Source organism: Bacillus sp. RC251 (assembly GCF_044908765.1).
Taxonomy (GTDB): Bacteria; Bacillota; Bacilli; order Bacillales; family Bacillaceae_G; genus Bacillus_A; species Bacillus_A wiedmannii.
Window position 1 is genome coordinate 1,210,208 of the sequence record NZ_JBIYDP010000001.1, and the last position, 19,007, is coordinate 1,229,214.

Below are 19,007 nucleotides of genomic sequence, written 5' to 3' on the forward strand. Positions count from 1 at the left end.
TTAGACAAACTTTGCGCTTTGCTAAGTTTATACTAAAATTATTAAGCAATATACGGATAACGGGATTCCTGTCTGATCGGATATTTAGGATGGAGGATGAATAGAGTATAAATCTTCTAACCAAAAGGACTACAGGGATTGACTAAGGATACTTTTGTATTCATAGAAGTCTCCACTTTAAACAACGTGTTACAGCGTAAAGTAGAGGAAGTTCAAAAATCCAATGAAAAAGAGGATTGATATTGTGATTACGAAAAGTTTTTATTTCACTCATTCAACAGGGGATTGTATTAAAATATTCGAAATCCCTGTCCTACAGGCACAGCATCCATTATCGTTTCTAATTCAGTCTCGTCTTCAATTATTTATTGCAAAAATTCAAAAACAAAAGCACCCAAGATTTTCGTATTCTTTCCGTGAATATTTGCAAAATTGTTTGAAGTGGAATGATTATTTAAATGTATATAAAACAAATACCCTTGAAAAAAATGCATGATACAAAGTATGGACAGGGTTAGTAAACTCTGTCTTTTTCATTTTAGGTATAAAAATATAATTAATTTGGTGAAATTTGTTCGAAATTGTTGAAAGCACAGGGAATGCTAGTATAATAACAAGGAGAGCGTATTGGAAAGGGAAGAATATAATATGCAAAAAATTAAAATTGTAACAGATTCAACTGCAGATTTAACGCAGGATGTAATCGAAAAGTATGGCATTCATGTGCTACCATTATCAATCTCTGTAAATGGACAAACATATTTAGATCGCGTTGATTTACAACCTGATGAATTTATTGAAGAAATGATCAAATCAGAGGAATTACCAAAAACATCACAACCGGCAATGGGTACATTTGTAGAAATGTATGACAAGTTAGGTGAAGATGGAAGTGAAGTACTTTCCATTCATATGACAAGTGGAATGAGTGGTACTGTGGCAACTGCCAATAGTGCTGCATCAATGACCGACACAAAAGTAACAGTTGTTGATTCTCAATTTATTACACATGCTTTAGCATATCAAGTAATAGAAGCTGCAAAAATGGCAAATGAAGGACGCTCACTAGAAGAAATTTTAAAACGTGTAGATGAAGTGAGAAAGAATACTCGTTTATATGTAGTAGTAGATACATTAGAAAATTTAGTGAAGGGTGGGCGTATCGGTAAAGGAAAAGCGTTTATCGGTTCGCTACTTAATATAAAGCCAATTGCTAGCCTTGAAGATGGTGTTTATAACCCTGTAACGAAAGTGCGTAGCCAAGGTCAAATTGTAAAAACGTTAGCTAAGTTATTTGAGGAAGATACAGCTGGAAAAGTTGTAAAAGCTGTTGCAATTCCGCATGCTAAAGCAATTCCTTTAGCTGAAAATGTAAAAGCGGCTGTTGAAAAAGTGAGTGGATTTGCTCAATCAGAAATTTTCTTTACAACGCCTATTATTAGTACTCATACAGGTCCGGGTGCAATTGGATTTATGTATTTAGCAGAGTAATAAAAAAGCTACTTGAAATGAATTTTCAAGTAGCTTTTTTTATGTGAATAGAAAGTAAGAAATAAGAAGGGTTATACAGGCACTCCCGCTAATTATATAGCGAGTCTGTAAATATTCATTCATAGAAAACACCCACTGATTAAAGTTTTACTTTATGATTTTCTATAGTATATGTTGGATATAGAAAATAAGTAGTTACGTTATACGTGTAATGTTTCAATTTTTTCATTTACTTGCTTACCGTTTGTTGCGTTATTATAAGTAAAGGTTTGGCCTAAAAAGAGTACATGCAGTTGTTCCCACGGTAACATACGTAAATTCCAATTATTTCGAAGCCTTGTTACTGCCTCGCGGGGTGTTTCATCGGCGAGGGCAAAAGCTCCGTAATGCATCGGTATAAAGTGTGTAGCGTTTAAATCTAAATAAGCTTGCACTGCCTCTTCAGGTGAAACATGAGATGCTTTCATAAACCACTCTGGTTCATAAGCGCCAATGGGCATAAGGGCAATATCAATTGAAAAGCGTCTGCCAATTTCTTTGAAACCTTGGAAATAGCCACTGTCACCACAAAAATAAACGGTTTCTTTCGTTGGTTCATTATTAATAATCCATCCACCCCAATGTGATGTATTCATATCAAATAAGGATCTTCTCGTCCAGTGCTGAGCAGGTACGAAGTGAAAGGAAACATCATTAATGATCGTATTTTCCCACCAATTATACTCTTCTACACGAGTAAATTTTTTGCGAGTAAATAGTTTTTTCAGTCCAATAGGTACAAGGTATAAAACATCATCATTTAGCTGGCGAAGCGATGAAAAATCTAAATGATCATAATGACCGTGTGAAATGAGGACAATATCAATTTTAGGTAGTTCTTGTATAGAAAGACCAGGTTCAGTAAGTCTTGGAACTAATTTTAATTTAGTAGCCCATACTGGATCTGTTAATATATTCAGCCCATTCGTTTGGATAAGGAATGTGGAATGACCAATCCAAGTTACAGACGTCTTTTCAAAGTTGTTTTGTAGGAATTTACTTTGTTTAACAGGTGATTGTTCTACTAAAAAAGAAAAATCCTTTTTATTTTGTTTTCGTTCTTTTCGCCAACGTATAAAGGAACGAATTGATTTTTTTGTACTCACATTATCCATGTTTTCATAACGTTTTGTCATGAACATCACCTCATTTAAAATCGTTGTAATTGTATTGTACCGAAATGTTGTTAAGGAATACAGTGTATAACATGGATGAATGTTTAAGGAATTGTAAAAAAATAGGGGGATGCGTTTACAAAAGTAACAATAAAATTAGTTTTGCAACTTCTATTTAGAGAAATAATAGTAAAAAAATAAATTTTGTCTAGTAATTGGCTTGAAATAAAGAAGTAACATACGTAAATTCGTACGATTTCGTGAACAAATGTAGTAAACAATTTTCTCGTAGTGTTAACTTTTGTTATGATAAACATAACCTATTTAAATTTAGGATAGAGAAAAGAGGTTTATAAATGAAGCGTTATCAAAAAATAATTGGTCTTATGGTTGTATTTTGTCTCTTTGTACTTGCTGGATGTAGTGGATCGGGTTCAAAGCTTCGTAAACCATTGAATTGGGATTTAGAAACTTTCCAATTTACAAATCAAGATGGAAAGTCATTTGGTACAAAAGATTTAAAAGGGAAAGTTTGGGTTGCTGATTTTATGTTCACAAATTGCCAAACAGTTTGTCCGCCAATGACTGCCAATATGGCAAAACTGCAAAAGATGGCCAAAGAAGAGAAATTAGACGTTCAGTTTGTTTCGTTTAGTGTAGATCCAGACCTTGATAAGCCGGAGAATTTGAAGGCTTTCATTCAAAAGTTTACAGAGGATACTAGTAACTGGAATTTATTAACGGGTTATTCATTAGAAGATATTACAAAGTTTTCCAAAGATAATTTCCAATCACTTGTAGATAAACCTGAGGATGGTCAAGTTATACATGGTACATCATTTTATTTAATTGATCAAAACGGAAAAGTAATGAAAAAGTATAGTGGTATTAGTAATACGCCGTACGAAGACATTATACGTGATATGAAGAGATTAGTGGATTAAAAAGAAGGGTGCACAGCACCCTTCTTTTTTTACATTAGTCTATGGATAAAATGTCATGTTGTTGTGGAAGTTTTGGTGCCCGAATTTCTAACACGCCGTTTTGATACGAAGCTTTCGCTGCTTTTTTATTAATTGAGTACGGTAATTTAATCAATCTTGATGCTTCTGAAATGGAACGTTCTCGGCGATAATAGTTATGAGACGTTTCTTCCTCGACCTCTTCAAGTATCTCTTCTTTTACAGAGACTTTTAAGTATTCACTTTGTATTTCAATTTGAATTTGTTCTTTTTGTATACCTGGTAGTTCAGCTGTAACAACGAGTTCTTCACCAACTTCATATAAATCTACGGGGAATGTTAATAAACGATTTCCTTTTTGGAAAAAATGATTTAAATCAGCGATTACATTGCGAAGTGGTGTTTGCTCGAAGAAATCATCAATTTGTTTTAAATAATTGCGAACCGGTGGGCGAGAAGAGTCTTTTTTTTCTTCACTCATGGTATTCCCTCCTAGAAATCAATTTGCAATATCATATGACAAAAGCGGAGAAAGGTGATTGCCTAGTTTTCATGTTTTCATAAAAAATTGTTAAAAATGTGAAATGGAGTGATTTTTTTATAGTTTTTGGTCGCCATATTCAATTGATTATGCTAGTATAAATAGGGTTGATATAGTAGTATATAGACAGAATGAAAACTGAAAGAGGGTAAGAAGTATGTGTGGTTTTGTAGGATGTTTATGTGAAAACCCTAGAGAGTTTTCAGAAACAGAAAAACATCAATTTGAAAATATGAACACGATGATTTTCCACCGCGGTCCAGATGACGAAGGATATTTTCGTGATGAACATGTACAATTTGGCTTCCGCCGTTTAAGCATCATTGACTTAGAGGCAGGACATCAGCCGCTAACTTATGAAAATGATCGATATGTAATTATTTTTAATGGTGAAATTTACAACTATGTAGAATTACGTGAAATGTTACTTGAAAAAGGTGCAACGTTTGCAACACAATCTGATACAGAAGTTATCATTGCATTGTATGCACATATGAAAGAAAAATGTGTAGACTATCTTCGTGGTATGTTTGCATTTATGATTTGGGATCGTGAAGAGAAGAAACTTTTCGGTGCACGTGACCACTTCGGTATTAAACCTTTATACGTCGCACAACAAGGTGATACTACATTCTTTGCATCTGAGAAGAAAAGTATTATGCATGTGATGGAAGATAAAGGCGTTAATCCAACGTCGCTACAACATTACTTTACGTACCAATATGGTCCAGAGCCAGAAACATTAACAATTGATGTTAATAAAATCGAGCCTGGTCATTATTTCGTAAAAGAAATCGGTAAAGAGATGGAAATCTATCGCTACTGGAAACCTTATTTCAATGCTTCAAGCGCAACGAAAGAGGAGCATATCCAAGCAATTCGTGATGTGTTGTATGATTCAGTAAAAGTGCATATGCGCAGTGATGTACCAGTAGGTTCATTCTTATCTGGTGGTATCGATTCATCTATTATCGCTTCTATCGCAAGAGAAATGAATCCAAATCTTTTAACATTCTCAATTGGTTTTGAACAACGTGGTTTCAGTGAAGTTGATGTTGCAAAAGAAACTGCTGAGAAATTAGGCGTTAAAAACCATAACGTATTCATTTCAGCGAAAGAGTTTATGGATGAGTTCCCAAAAATCATTTGGCATATGGATGATCCTTTAGCAGATCCAGCAGCTGTACCATTGTACTTCGTTGCAAAAGAAGCACGTAAGCATGTAACAGTTGTTCTTTCAGGTGAAGGTGCAGACGAGCTATTTGGTGGTTATAACATTTATCGTGAGCCAAACTCACTAAAAATGTTCTCTTACATTCCTAGCCCAGGTAAGAGCGTTCTAAAAGCATTAAGTGGTGCTCTTAAAGAAGGATTTAAAGGAAAGAGCTTCCTAGAACGTGGATGTACGCCAATTGAAGAGCGTTACTATGGAAACGCGAAAATCTTCCGTGAAGAAGAGAAAGTTGAATTAATGAAGTATTACAATGAAAGTGTTAACTATATGGATATCACGAAACCATTGTATAACGAGATTAAAGATTATGATGATGTAAGCAAAATGCAGTACATTGACATGTTCACATGGTTACGCGGTGACATTTTATTAAAAGCTGATAAAATGACAATGGCAAACTCATTAGAACTTCGTGTACCGTTCTTAGATAAAGAAGTATTTGATGTTGCATCTAAAATTCCAACTGAATTTAAGATTGCTAACGGAACTACGAAAGCTATTTTACGTGAAGCGGCACGCGGAATCGTCCCAGATCACGTATTAGATCGTAAAAAACTTGGATTCCCAGTACCAATTCGTCACTGGTTAAAAGACGAAATGCATGATTGGGCTATCAATATTATAAACGAGAGTAAAACAGAGCATTTAATCGACAAACAGTATGTATTAAACTTACTGGAAGCACATTGTGCAGATAAAGGCGATTATAGCCGTAAAATTTGGACTGTACTTGCGTTTATGGTATGGCATCAAATTTATGTTGAGCATAAATACGATACGAATAAGTTCCACGAAGAAACGAAACGTGCGTATAGCTTAGTTTAATTAGAAAAACCTTAAGATCGCATATGGTCTTAAGGTTTTTTTCATAAATAGGACGTATTATTGATACAATAATAGTAAAAGGATGGACAACATATGATTACGTTTGAAAAAGTAACTGTAGATAATGAAAGCGTTGTTAAAGAAATGTTTCGCTCACATAGTTTAACTGAGAATCAAGTACAGTATTGTGTGAAAGTTGATGATACATATATTGGTGTAATAGACTATAGTGTACAAGAGGAGAGTGCAATTTTATCGCAGTTAATTATTCACTTTGATTATCAAAGTTACGGTTATGGGACAAATACGTATTTTACATTTGAAACGATGATGAAAGAAAGAAACGTGAAAGAGATAAAGGTATTACAAACGGAATTAACAGAACAAGCAAAAACTTTCATAGAGAGCTTTGGTTTTAATGAAGAAGATGGAATATATGTGAAGAAAATATAACGATGAGTAGTTGTGCGAGATAAATATAAGGCAGGTGGATATATGACGATGACTTCTGGTCTTGTATTAATTGGAGGGTGTTTTATAGTAGCAGAGCTAATCCATATGTTCATTCGAAAAAGAATGAATAAGAAAAGAAAGCCGTATGAATTACAATATGCCCCTGTGTTTTTCCTTTTATTTTGTATGCTTATTACATTACAAAACATAACGAACTTTCCACCGCTTTTAAATATTTTTTTAAAGTTCGGTTTGCTGTATAGTAGCACTGGAATAGCCCTTTTATTTCTTTTATTTTGCATACGTTATATTCACTATCAATCGTATATATTTATTTTAAATTGGTTAAAGCACAATGATAGAAACCGCCTTACATAAGGCGGTTTTTTTATTTGTAATTGTAATGGTTTTGAAAGTTATATGTATGCTGATTTATTTAATAGTAGTTCCATATATCAAAAAACAACGAGGTGCAATTTGACATGGAATATAAATAAGTGGATAACAAGATACAGATGTTTTTGTATATAAAGCTCAAAATTTCATTAAAATTTATAAAAATAATTAGATGATTTAACATATTATCTATTATTAGTATGTGGTACTATATATTCTTAATCTGTAACGTAAGTAGGTGTATAAATTTGAAATGTTAATCAACTAGTTTATCTTAAGTGCTGACAAATAGCAGGATTAAATTTTGGGGAGGTTTCGTTTTTTTTATGTTTAATTTGGATATTTTATTTCTTGAATGGATGACCAGTGTGGAGGGAAGTGTGCTTACAATACTTTTTAAATTTATATCTAGTATTGCAAATGAAACGTTGTATTTAGTCATTATTTCGATTTTATATTGGTGCGTTTCTAAAAGAAAAGCATTTCATATGATTGTTATGCTTTGTTTCTCTGGGTATATAGGGATAGTGGTAAAAGAATTCATGAAAATCCCGCGACCGTATACATACGAAGGAATTCAGGCTTTATATGAAAAATCAGCTGCAGGTTATTCTTTTCCAAGTACACACGTCCAGTTAGCGACAACATTTTGGGGCTCTTTTATGATGTTATGTAAAAAGAGAATCATTTGGATCATTGGAATTATTTTTATAATATTAGTTGCTACTTCTCGTCTATATTTACGTGTACATTGGCTCAGTGATATAATAGGTGCAATTTTAATTAGTGTCATAGTTGTTTATTTATATACGAAAGTAACAGGGGAATTAAGTGATAGGAAATTTATATTGTTACAACGAATTGTATTGGCAGTTTCACTTACTATGTATTTTATGACTGACCAAATAGATAATTTAAAATTACTTGGAGTTTTGACAGGTTCTACGATTGGTATCATGTTAGAGAATCACTTTATTAAAATAAGTGAAAGTAATAATTTTAAAATACAAGTAGTAAAAACAGTTTTAGGCCTTAGTTTCATGTTAATGATACAGCTCATACTAAAAAAAGTAATACCTGATATGTATTATGTACGTTATGCATTGACTGGAATTACAATTACTTTCTTATGTCCGTTTATGTTTCACATGTTACGGTTAAAAAGTGAATAGCAAATAAGTACAAAAATATTTTGAATAAAAATGAGGTCGAAATTATATATATTGAAAAAGTTTTCTGATATATCTATTGACAATGCATGAGATATACATTAATCTTTAAATGTTAATGAAAATCATTTTCAACTAGGAGGATTTATGACACGCACTAAAAATATTTTTATACTTTGCATTATGTTATTAATGGTCATAATTGCAGGTTGCGGTAAAGAAGAAGAGAAGAAAGATAAAGATACATCAGTAAAGGCAAAAGATTCATATAGTATAAAGCATGCAATGGGCGAAACGACAGTAAATGGTACACCAAAAAGAGTTGTTGTTTTAACGAATGAGGGTGCTGAGGCACTTTTAACTGTTGGAGTAACGCCAGTTGGAACGACAAAACCACGAGCTGGGGATGAATGGTATCCTCATTTAGCGGATGAGTTAAAAGATACGAAAGTAGTAGGAACTGAGCGTGACATTAATTTAGAGGCAGTAATGAAGCTTCAGCCGGATTTAATTATTGGAAATAAAATGCGTCACGAAAAAATATACGAGCAGTTAAAAGAAATCGCGCCAACAGTATATGCTGAAACATTGCGCGGTGATTGGAAAGAAAACTTTACGCTTTATACAAAAGCTGTAAATAAAGAAAAAGAAGGGCAAAATGCACTTAATGATTATAAAAAGCGTATTGCAGGAATAAAAGAACAATTAGGTGATAAAATTAACTCTAAAGTTTCAATTATTCGCTTCGTCCCAGGTGATGTTCGTATTTATCAAAAAAATTCATTCTCAGGCGTTGTATTAAATGATATTGGATTTAAACGACCACCACTACAAGATAAAGATGAATTTACGATAAAAGGAATTACAAAAGAACAAATTCCAAATATGGACGGGGACTACTTATTCTATTTCACATCTGATAAAGATGCGGATAAGAATAATGAAGGAAACACGTTAGCGAAAGAATGGACAGAAGATCCGCTCTTTAAGCAGTTACAGGCTTCTAAAGATAATAAAGTATTCGAAGTAGATGAAGTGATTTGGAATACAGCAGGTGGTATTGTAGCTGCAAACCTTATGTTAGATGATATTGAAAAATATTTTTTAAAGTAAATGAATGGTCGAGTACATCACCTTAAATGGGTGATGTACTTTTTTATTTGTGAAAATACAGAAAATTCCTTCTTTTGAGCGTGGATAAGTTGTACAATTAAACCAATTATGGAATAAAGGAGTGGGAATGAATGAAAGCTACTCATAAAGATTGGATTTTGTTTAACGGAAGAATTGTAAATACGAAGGAAGAACAGCCGATGATTCCATTAGAGGAGAGAGGCTTTCAATTTGGTGATGGTATATACGAGGTATTCAGACTATATGATGGGAAGCCACATTTATTAGATCTACATTTGGAACGATTCTTTAATTCTATGGAAGAAATAAAACTAATTCCATCTTTTACTAAGAAGGAGTTAGTGGAAGAGTTGCATGAAATGATTGAAAAAAATCAATTTCAAGAAGATGGGAATGTATATTTGCAAATATCAAGAGGTGCTCAAGCACGTAATCATGTATATGAGTCAAATATGCAACCAACATATTTTGCAAATATTGTTTCGTTTCCAAGACCAATTGCTGCTATGGAACTGGGAATAAAAGTTACGGTAGAAGAGGATATACGGTGGAAGTTCTGTCATATAAAATCTTTAAATCTGCTACCTAATATTATGATTAAAAATAAAATAAACGAACAAGGCTATCAAGAAGCGATATTAGTACGAGATGGAATTGTAACTGAAGGGTGTCATTCAAATTTCTTTATGGTGAAGAATAATAAATTGATTACACATCCGGCTGACAACTTCATTCTACATGGCATTACACGTCACTTCGTTATTACATTAGCGAAAGAGTTACATATTGAAGTAGAAGAACGAGAATTTTCACTACAAGAAGTATATGAGGCTGATGAGTGCTTCTTTACAGCGACACCACTTGAAATATTCCCAGTCGTTCAAATAGGTGATGAACAGTTTAGAACCGGCGAAAGAGGACCAATTACAAAGAAACTCCAAGTTGCATATGAAGAAAGTATTCGTTTGTTTAAAGTTACGAACTAATATTGAAGAAAAAAGCTGGTATTCCTCCAGCTTTTTTTCATGATATAATTCAAACATAGGACAAGATTTGAAAACGTTGTAAAAAGGGGATTTAATGTATGAATTATGAAGATTTTAAAGAAGTAATTCACGGTAGACGAAGTGTTAGGAAGTTCACAGAACAAGAAGTATCCATTAGTGACATAAAAGAAATTATTGATTGTGCTCGTTATGCACCGAGTGATACGAACTCACAAACTTGGGAGTTCTTGGTCATTATGAACCGAGAGAAAATTAAAGAAATTGAGCAAATGACTTGGGATGCATTACATAAACTTGCGGCAAAAGCGGCAGAAAACGGAGAAGAGAAAGCAGGGAAACTACTTACCCGTTCATTTGGACCATATGCAACAGCTTTCTCAGAGGCACCTGTATTAATCGTGTGTTTGGCAACACCATATGAATCAAAATTTCGCGAAAAGATATTTGATCCAATTGCTTTTGTTCCAGATTCAGTTTGGGAAGAAGAAGGAATTAAGAGTAGCTGTTTAGCGGCACAAAACTTAATGTTGGCTGCACATGCGAAAGGGCTGGGTACTTGTCCAATGACAGGACCGGTATTGTTAGCTCAAGATGAACTACGACAATATTTACAAATTGAGTCTGAAAAACAAATAAATATGGTTATTTCACTCGGTTTTCCGAAAGATAAGCCGAAGAAACTTCCAAGAAAAGAAGTAGATGAGATTACAACATTTGTTTTTTAAAGCTTAAAATAAAAAGACATTGAATGAACAATGTCTTTTTATTTTGGACAGGTATGTAATTAATTTGTTGGGCTAAAATGATAGATAAGAGGGAATTACTATTTATTTCATAAAAAAAATTAATGTTCTATTAAGGAAAGTATGATACATTAATCGTGGGCAAGATTTTATTTGTTCATGAAAGTGTTGAAAATAGTTTTAAAATTTAAAAGTTATTTTTGTATAATAAATTATAATGAAATGACAGGGGGGATGAATTTTGAAAAAATTCATAATCACTGGATTGTCTGTATTGTTATTAGCCGGTTGCGGTGCTCCACAAGAAAAAGAGGATGCGCAATCAAAGCAGGAAGAACGAGTTGTAAATGCAAGTAATGAGAATATAGTAGTATTCCCTGAAGGTGCAGTACCAGTTGGTGAAGGAAAAGTAAAAGTTATTACACCAGATGGTACTTCTGAAAACGGCAATATACCAACTGTATTCATCAAAAAGGATACTTTAATTCAACATGTTGAATTAGAGCTTTCTAATTTTCAAAATGATAAAGAAACATTTATATTTGTAGATCAAGTATATGCAGATAAACATCAAGTCACTAGTACAACACAGACAACAGTACAATTAAAAGAAAAGACACTTGAGACAGGTAGTCATACGATTACTGCAGTTCAGTATGAAAACAATGATCCAAAAGGAAAGGTTATTAGTTTAAATCAAGCAACATTCGAAACAAAACCAGCGTCATAAGAAGAATAAAAAGTACATTACTCAAAAAGTAGTGTGCTTTTTTGTTTATACTAGAGGATGTAACAGTGAATAACTTGTTTCTTTTTCTAATACGATTAAGTAAGAAGAAATCACTTGTTTCTACTATGATAGAGAAAGAGGCTGGAGATGTGAATCGGTGTATTCGTATCGTCTTAATTATTTTAACGATGTTAGTCACTTGGTTTATGGTCCAAGAGGTGACTCAAATTACCCTCAATTAACAAATTCATGATTTGTTAATAGGAGCTATTTGTTTTACCATTGTTTATCTATCATATGATAAACTCAGGTTAAGGTAAGTTTTACATGAAAAATGTAGGTATTTCATTTGAAATGTCGAATAGTACATACGATGTCGTAATAACAAATTTTCTATTGTTTACTGTGAAACAGGAGAAGGGGAGATAGTGGTTATGAAACGAGCTCTTATTAATATTGATTATACATATGATTTTGTAGCTGAAAAAGGTGCTTTAACATGCGGGAAACCAGGACAAGAAATTGAGAAGGAAATTGTCCATATAACGAAAGAATATATTGAAAATGGAGATTATGTTGTCTTTGCGATCGATAAACACGATGAAAATGATGTATATCATCCAGAATCAAAGTTATTCCCGCCTCATAATATAGCTGGTACAAATGGAAGAGATTTGTTTGGTGAATTACAAGATGTGTATGAAACATATAAAAATGCAGAGAATGTATATTATATGGACAAAACACGATATAGTGCATTTGCAGGAACAAACTTAGAGATGAAGTTAAGAGAAAGAGGAATAGAAGAAGTTCATCTTGTAGGTGTTTGTACTGATATTTGTGTTCTTCACACAGCAGTAGACGCTTATAATAAAGGATTTAAAATTGTTGTTTTTGAAAAGGCGGTTGCATCTTTTAATGAGCAAGGACATGAATTTGCCCTTGGACATTTTAAGTCATGCTTACATGCAGAAGTGAAGTGAAAAAAAGAGGCCTTTAAAAAAGGTCTCTTTTTTCGTTTAAATGGATACGAGGTTTCGCTCGATTAGTTTTTTTATGAACGGACTAATTTTTTCTGGTAACCCATTTAAGTCAAAAAATTGTACATGTAATGATTCTAATCCATCAGCTTTTAACGTACCACCTGTAATATCTTTGCAAAGATATGCGATTATTATAGGGTAAAATTCATCTCCGTTCGGTAATTTTACAAAAAATTCTTTTCCGGAAAATACGCTTATTAACTGTAAAGAGCCTATTTCAATCCCTGTTTCTTCAAGCACTTCCCGTTTTCCGGCTTCTTCCGTTGATTCGCCAAGTTCAACGAATCCACCAGGGACAGCCCAAATACCACTTCGTCTCTGTTGTAGTAATATTTGTCCTTTTTCATTGAGGACAGCTACAGCAACGCCAGATAAATTGAGTGGTCTTGATCCAATAACTTCTCTTAGTTCTTCGATATAGCCCATTGTTAGTTAACCCCCCGCGAGTCAAAATATTTACAAATGAACTATTCGGTATTGTGTTAATATTTTCCTTTTTCGAGATATGTAGCGCAGTCATAAAATAAAGTCGGTTATAAAAAAATTCTAATGTAATCTCCCTTTAGATAATGAAAAAGGGTATATTTATAGAAGAAAGTGTAACAAGTTTTAAGGAAATCAAAAGGTATGACAATAAATTAGTTTTTCATGAAATTTTCATTAGTTAAGGGTGTGGATGGATGAGTTTATTAACGTATACTGAAGAATTTTTTAATTATGTACGTGAGTTTTTACTTTTAAGATTTTTACTATTTGCATTAGTTTTAATCATTATCTCTTTTGTAATCAACCGTATTATTGATTGGTTTTTTAGGAAATCAAGCTTTTTTGATGAAGAGGTAGAGCAAACGATTCAAAGTGTGATTCGATCTATTTTTAGATATATCATTATCATCAGTCTAATCATATATTTAATTAGCCAATTTGTAGATATAAAAAGTATCATTGCAGGTGCAGGGATAGCGGGAGTTGTTATTGGTTTTGCTGCACAACAGATGTTAAAAGATGTTATATTAGGCTTTGCGAGATTAGCGGACAAAGAGTTTCGTGTTGGCGATTTTGTTACTTTTAACGGAACAAATTCAGGAACAATTGAGGAAATTAGTATTCGTTTTATGCAAATTCGTGAATGGTCAGGAAAACTTCTTACGATACCACACGGAGAGATTAGGACGATACAAAATTTTAATAAAGGATGGATGCGCGTAATTGAACGGATTACGGTAAGTTATCAGGAAGATCCTACAAGAGTTAAGGAATTGTTAGAAAAAGTTTGTGTTAATTGTAATGAAAGATTGGCTTCGAGTCTTTATAAAGTAGAGGATGAAGCTGTTGAGCCGTTTAAATATGTTGGTGTCACAGATTTAAACCCGAACCTTAAATATGTTGGATATGAATTTTGTATTACAGGTTTAATAAAGCCAGAAGATTATTTTGAAACTTCTAGACAAGTAAGGTTTGAATTAATGTCTATGTTCCATAAGAATCAAGTGCAAATGCCAGCAGCAAATATGGTCGTTACTACTGAAAGTTTACAGCATAACCATGGTGGACAATCTTTATCGGACAGCTAAAATAGAATAGTTTGTTAACAAAAATCTAGCTTCCAACATTGAATAGAAAAACAATAATAAAATGATTAATTTAAAGAAAGAACTGAAGGAATTCAGTTCTTTCTTATTTGTAGAATTTAGAAATTTCTTAATGTTATAATGGTAGATGGTGATGAAAATGAACTTTGAAGAAAAAGAGATGCATCGTTTAGAAGCATTAAAAGCAATTGCAGAATTATTAAATGAAGCAACAGACTTACAAGTCATGTTAGAAAAAGTGTTACATACATTGTTACAAGTTATGAATTTACAAACAGGGTGGATATTCTTTATCGATGAAAGTGGAAAGCACCGTATGCTTGTAGATGAAAACTTACCACCGGCTCTTACATGGAAAGAGAAGAAGCCGATGTGTGAAGGGGACTGCTGGTGTGTAGAGCGTTTTGTGAATGGCAGATTGGAAAAAGCGACAAATATTATTGAATGTAAGCGAATAGAGGATGCGATTGAGTGTAATTGGGGAGAGACAGAAGATGTTACGCATCATGCGACGATTCCACTTAGGTCTGGATCGGAGAAGTTTGGTCTATTAAATGTAGCCTCACCTCAAAAAAAACACTTTTCAGAGGAAGAATTGGCATTATTAGAATCGATTGCATTTCAAATAGGAACGACAATACAACGTATTCAGTTAGTAGAGAAAGAACGTAAATACGTAGTGGTAGCTGAAAGAAATCGACTTGCACGTGATTTACATGATTCAGTAAAACAATTGTTATTTTCTATTATGCTAACAGCAAAAGGTACTTTAAATATGACGCAAGATAGAGACTTGCAAGAGATGTTGAGCTATATTGGAGAATTATCACAGGAAGCATTACAAGAAATGACACTTTTAATTTGGCAATTAAGACCGGAAGGATTAGAGAAAGGTTTAGCAGAAGCAATTAAAAATTACGGAAAGTTGTTAGGGATCCACGTGGAAGTTCGAATTGATGGTATGGTTTCAATTGAAGATGAAATAGAAGAAGTTTTATGGCGTATTAGTCAAGAAGCAATACATAATTGTAAAAAACATGCTTCATGTGAAAAGGTAAATGTTCTTTTAAAAATAGAAAATAACCAGTTGTATTTTTACATAGAGGATAACGGAATAGGATTTATACAAGATCACGTAAGAGAGTCAGCGCTCGGTTTAAAAAGTATGAAGGAACGTATTCAGTTAATGAGGGGATCATTTCAAATAAAAACTGAGCTGAAAAAGGGTACAAAAATTGAAATTCAATTGCCGGTTTAAAGGGGAGAAGAAGATTGAAGATTAAATTACTACTAGTTGAGGATCATCATATCGTTCGAAGAGGACTTGTATTCTTTTTAAAAACGAGAGAAGAATTTGAAATAGTTGGGGAAGCAGAAAATGGTGAAGAGGCATTAACATTCATTCAAACGGAAAGACCAGATGTAGTATTAATGGATCTATCAATGCCGAAGATGGATGGTATAGAAGCAACAAAACGGATAAAGCAATATGATAAAACAATAAAGATACTTATATTAAGCAGTTTTTCAGAGCAAGATTATGTTTTACCAGCACTGGAAGCTGGAGCAGATGGTTATCAATTAAAAGAAGTACAACCAGAGCAACTTGTTGCTTCTATCATTGCAGTACATGAAGGAAATGCGAATTTTCATCCGAAAGTAACACCAGCACTATTCGGACGATCAGCAGTCAAGAAAGAAAAAGAGAACCCTTTTTCCATGTTAACGAAAAGAGAGCAAGAAGTACTTCGTGAAATTGCGAAAGGGCGAAGTAATAAAGAAATTGCAGCAGAGCTTCATATTACAGAACAGACTGTGAAAACACACGTTTCAAATGTTTTAGCTAAATTGGAAGTAGATGATCGTACGCAAGCTGCATTATATGCGGTGAAACACGGGGGAAATAATAAGTATGAATAATTATGTACCATGTTACGACAGAATACATAGGAATATTTAAAATTTATTCCGCTATTTGCGGGCTTATAATTAGTGGTAGATGTACAATACTCTCACTGATTAAAGTTTCAATTTATAGTAGTGCTAAATAAAGGTTTTTCTTCTTTCTATAATTAGGTACAATAAAACTACGATGGAAGGGGAAGATATGCTATGCCAGGTACAAGAAGTGGGATTGGAAAAATTCAAGCTTCGTTAAACGGTTTATCACCGAAATTGCGAAGTATTGCCGAACATATATTGAAACATCCACAAGATGTTGTACATAAATCTATTACAGAATTAGCTGAAGTTACGAATAGTTCTGAAGCTACGATATTCCGCTTATGTAAGCACCTCGGTTTTCAAGGGTTTCAAGATTTAAAGATTACATTAGCTCGTGAAATTGTACATACTCCTATGCAAAATATTCATGAAGAAGTATCGGCAGAAGATAGTATGGTAACTGTTGCTAAAAAAGTTTTTCATTCGCATATTACAGGACTGCAAGATACATTGCATTTGTTAAATGATACAGCGCTAGAGCAAGCTGTAAAGGTATTGCAAGATGCAAGTCGTATTGAGTTTTATGGAAATGGTGGTTCTGGTATTATTGCGATGGATGCATATCATAAATTTATGAGAACGGGTATTTCTTGTATTGCTCATACAGATTCACATTTTCAAATTATGGGTGCGGGTTTACTCACTAAAGAAGCAGTGGTAATTGCAATTTCACATTCTGGTAGCAATAAAGGGTTACTAGAAGCGTTAGAAGTAGCAAAAGCAAGGGGAGCTCACATTATTGCAATTACGAGCTATCAGAAATCAGCATTAAGTCAACTTGCTGATATTACTTTGTATACCTCAACACGTGAGACAGAATTCCGTACAGAAGCAAGTTCATCAAGATTAGCACAGTTAAGTTTGTTAGATACTTTGTACGTTGGGTTATCGTTACAACGCCAAGAAGAAACGTTGCAAAATTTGCAAAGTATACGTGAAACAATTTCGATGAAACGAATATAAAAAGTCCTTCAGTTGAAGGGCTTTTTATATTGTTTAATAGTCTGATGATACATACTCTATGTGTACTCGTTATAATCTAATCTATTGCGAAAATTATAATTTCCTGTGTTAAAAAAACTTTATTAATTGAGCCTTATACTCCGCATATTGAACTCTAATAAACTTATATATGGGTGAAATTTCAGTTTTCCTTCAAATATAGTAAGAAAACATTTGGTTAATAATTCAAATATTGTTCAATATTTAACAATAAGCTTTTAAAATTACATGTTATGATGAACGTGTAATGATGATTGAACATTTAAATTTGGTGCAATAATTGGCCGAAACAGTGCAAGTAGAAGTTGTGAGATGAACTCATTAAAATTCTAAAACACTAAAGGGGAGATCACATATGAAAGCAGTAGTAGTTAATAAAAATAGTAAAGCAAACATTGAAGTTATTGAAAAGGAATTACGTCCGTTACACTCAGGTGAAGCGCTAGTAGATGTAGAGTATTGTGGGGTTTGTCATACTGATTTACACGTTGCAAATCATGATTTTGGAAACACAGATGGCCGTATTCTTGGTCATGAGGGTGTAGGGATTGTTACGAAACTTGCTGATGATGTAACTTCACTAAAAATAGGTGATCGTGTAAGTATTGCATGGATGTTCCAATCTTGTGGACGTTGTGAATATTGCATAACTGGTAGAGAAACATTTTGCCGTGAAGTTAAGAATGCTGGTTATTCAGTAGATGGTGGTATGGCAGAACAATGTATTGTTACAGCTGATTATGCTGTGAAAGTACCAGAAGGATTAGATCCTGCTCAAGCATCATCAATCACATGTGCGGGCGTAACTACATATAAAGCAATAAAAGTATCAGACATTAAACCTGGTCAACCTATCGTCATCTATGGGTGTGGTGGATTAGGTAACCTAGCTATCCAATATGCTAAAAACGTATTTGGTGCAAAGGTAATTGCAGTAGATATTAATGACGATAAATTAGCATTAGCAAAAGAGGTTGGTGCGGATATGACTATCAATCCAATTTCTCAAGGTCCTGCTGATAAGATTGTTCAAGATGAGTTTGGTGGTGCTTATGCTGCTGTAGTAACAGCCGTTTCTAAAGTAGCGTTCAATTCAGCAGTTGATGCAGTACGTGCTTGTGGTAAAGTCGTTGCAGTAGGTTTACCAGTAGAAACTATGGATTTAAACATTCCGCGACTTGTACTAGATGGAATTGAAGTAGTTGGTTCTCTAGTCGGTACTCGTAAAGACTTAGAAGAGGCATTCATGTTCGGTGCAGAAGGAAAAGTAGTGCCGGTTGTTCAAACTTGTTCTCTAGATAAAGTACAAAATGTATTCGAAGAAATGGAACAAGGTAGAATTCAAGGGCGTATGGTAATCGATTTTAAACAGCATAATTGTGTGTGATTGCAAATAATTCATTTTAAATATAAAAAGCATGAGTCTAGCTAAAGACATGTAAAAAAGTTAGACGGCAGAAAGAAGATGATCCCTGCATTCAACAGGAATCATCTTCTTTGCATTCCACTACTATCAATGTCGACTAA

Annotated in this window: 20 protein-coding genes and 1 pseudogene; 18 read left to right on the top strand and 3 right to left on the bottom strand. The window is 33.5% G+C overall.

Going from position 1 to position 19,007, the window contains the following annotated elements:
- Nucleotides 1-244: 244 nt before the first annotated feature.
- Nucleotides 245-496 carry a DUF2535 family protein gene (locus ABH961_RS06140; RefSeq protein ID WP_000629012.1) on the top strand — a complete coding sequence of 84 codons (252 nt, stop codon included), beginning with the start codon at nt 245-247 and terminating at the stop codon, nt 494-496.
- Between the two features lie 152 nt (nt 497-648).
- A complete protein-coding gene (locus tag ABH961_RS06145; protein WP_033657798.1) occupies nt 649-1,491 on the top strand; it encodes a DegV family protein in 843 nt (280 codons plus the stop codon).
- 200 nt (nt 1,492-1,691) lie between these two features.
- On the opposite strand, the gene ABH961_RS06150 is transcribed toward ABH961_RS06145, so the two are convergent.
- Nucleotides 1,692-2,666 carry an MBL fold metallo-hydrolase gene (locus tag ABH961_RS06150; RefSeq protein WP_000167208.1) on the bottom strand — a complete coding sequence of 325 codons (975 nt, stop codon included), beginning with the start codon at nt 2,664-2,666 and terminating at the stop codon, nt 1,692-1,694.
- A gap of 335 nt (nt 2,667-3,001) precedes the next feature.
- On the opposite strand from ABH961_RS06150, the gene ABH961_RS06155 reads away from it, so the two are divergent.
- On the top strand, nt 3,002-3,589 hold the full coding sequence (locus ABH961_RS06155; protein WP_046959312.1) for an SCO family protein: 588 nt from the start codon (nt 3,002-3,004) through the stop codon (nt 3,587-3,589).
- 34 nt (nt 3,590-3,623) lie between these two features.
- On the opposite strand, the gene ABH961_RS06160 is transcribed toward ABH961_RS06155, so the two are convergent.
- Entirely contained in the window at nt 3,624-4,088 is a 465-nt protein-coding gene (locus tag ABH961_RS06160) for an Hsp20/alpha crystallin family protein (RefSeq protein ID WP_001288088.1), read from the bottom strand.
- Between the two features lie 217 nt (nt 4,089-4,305).
- On the opposite strand from ABH961_RS06160, the gene asnB reads away from it, so the two are divergent.
- From asnB to ABH961_RS06210, 10 genes and pseudogenes are all read left to right on the top strand, one after another.
- On the top strand, nt 4,306-6,207 hold the full coding sequence (gene asnB, locus ABH961_RS06165; protein ID WP_048541206.1) for an asparagine synthase (glutamine-hydrolyzing): 1,902 nt from the start codon (nt 4,306-4,308) through the stop codon (nt 6,205-6,207).
- Between the two features lie 93 nt (nt 6,208-6,300).
- The gene (locus ABH961_RS06170) at nt 6,301-6,660 is read left to right on the top strand and encodes a GNAT family N-acetyltransferase (protein ID WP_048541207.1); all 360 of its coding nucleotides are present in this window, start codon (nt 6,301-6,303) and stop codon (nt 6,658-6,660) included.
- Nucleotides 6,661-6,708: 48 nt separating this feature from the next.
- Complete coding sequence (locus tag ABH961_RS06175; protein ID WP_046955685.1) at nt 6,709-7,038, top strand: hypothetical protein; 330 nt, start codon at nt 6,709-6,711, stop codon at nt 7,036-7,038.
- Nucleotides 7,039-7,382: 344 nt separating this feature from the next.
- Nucleotides 7,383-8,228 carry a phosphatase PAP2 family protein gene (locus ABH961_RS06180; RefSeq protein WP_098848021.1) on the top strand — a complete coding sequence of 282 codons (846 nt, stop codon included), beginning with the start codon at nt 7,383-7,385 and terminating at the stop codon, nt 8,226-8,228.
- Between the two features lie 144 nt (nt 8,229-8,372).
- Nucleotides 8,373-9,338 carry an ABC transporter substrate-binding protein gene (locus ABH961_RS06185; RefSeq protein ID WP_404519049.1) on the top strand — a complete coding sequence of 322 codons (966 nt, stop codon included), beginning with the start codon at nt 8,373-8,375 and terminating at the stop codon, nt 9,336-9,338.
- Nucleotides 9,339-9,469: 131 nt separating this feature from the next.
- On the top strand, nt 9,470-10,345 hold the full coding sequence (dat, locus tag ABH961_RS06190; protein WP_098131823.1) for a D-amino-acid transaminase: 876 nt from the start codon (nt 9,470-9,472) through the stop codon (nt 10,343-10,345).
- Between the two features lie 98 nt (nt 10,346-10,443).
- Nucleotides 10,444-11,091, top strand: a complete 648-nt coding sequence (locus ABH961_RS06195; protein WP_046955687.1) for a nitroreductase family protein — start codon at nt 10,444-10,446, stop codon at nt 11,089-11,091.
- Nucleotides 11,092-11,350: 259 nt separating this feature from the next.
- Nucleotides 11,351-11,839, top strand: a complete 489-nt coding sequence (locus tag ABH961_RS06200; protein WP_048541213.1) for a putative periplasmic lipoprotein — start codon at nt 11,351-11,353, stop codon at nt 11,837-11,839.
- Between the two features lie 65 nt (nt 11,840-11,904).
- Nucleotides 11,905-12,159, top strand: a pseudogene (locus tag ABH961_RS06205) (hypothetical protein).
- 114 nt (nt 12,160-12,273) lie between these two features.
- A complete protein-coding gene (locus ABH961_RS06210) occupies nt 12,274-12,822 on the top strand; it encodes a cysteine hydrolase family protein (RefSeq protein WP_048541253.1) in 549 nt (182 codons plus the stop codon).
- Between the two features lie 36 nt (nt 12,823-12,858).
- On the opposite strand, the gene ABH961_RS06215 is transcribed toward ABH961_RS06210, so the two are convergent.
- Nucleotides 12,859-13,308: an NUDIX hydrolase gene (locus ABH961_RS06215; RefSeq protein ID WP_098122433.1), complete on the bottom strand. Its 450-nt coding sequence runs from the start codon at nt 13,306-13,308 to the stop codon at nt 12,859-12,861.
- 254 nt (nt 13,309-13,562) lie between these two features.
- Here ABH961_RS06215 and ABH961_RS06220 point away from each other — a divergent pair, with 254 nt between their 5' ends.
- The 5 genes from ABH961_RS06220 (at nt 13,563) to adhP (ending at nt 18,867) form a co-directional block, all read left to right on the top strand.
- Nucleotides 13,563-14,456, top strand: coding sequence for a mechanosensitive ion channel family protein (locus ABH961_RS06220; RefSeq protein ID WP_098048468.1), 894 nt, complete (start codon nt 13,563-13,565; stop codon nt 14,454-14,456).
- Between the two features lie 157 nt (nt 14,457-14,613).
- Nucleotides 14,614-15,732 (top strand): GAF domain-containing sensor histidine kinase, encoded by a 1,119-nt coding sequence (locus tag ABH961_RS06225; RefSeq protein WP_048541218.1) that lies wholly within the window; start codon nt 14,614-14,616, stop codon nt 15,730-15,732.
- A 14-nt stretch (nt 15,733-15,746) separates the two neighbouring features.
- On the top strand, nt 15,747-16,394 hold the full coding sequence (locus ABH961_RS06230; protein WP_048541220.1) for a response regulator: 648 nt from the start codon (nt 15,747-15,749) through the stop codon (nt 16,392-16,394).
- A 192-nt stretch (nt 16,395-16,586) separates the two neighbouring features.
- Nucleotides 16,587-17,441: a MurR/RpiR family transcriptional regulator gene (locus tag ABH961_RS06235; protein WP_001119633.1), complete on the top strand. Its 855-nt coding sequence runs from the start codon at nt 16,587-16,589 to the stop codon at nt 17,439-17,441.
- Between the two features lie 394 nt (nt 17,442-17,835).
- The gene (gene adhP, locus ABH961_RS06240) at nt 17,836-18,867 is read left to right on the top strand and encodes an alcohol dehydrogenase AdhP (protein WP_098048466.1); all 1,032 of its coding nucleotides are present in this window, start codon (nt 17,836-17,838) and stop codon (nt 18,865-18,867) included.
- The last annotated feature ends 140 nt before the right edge of the window (nt 18,868-19,007 follow it).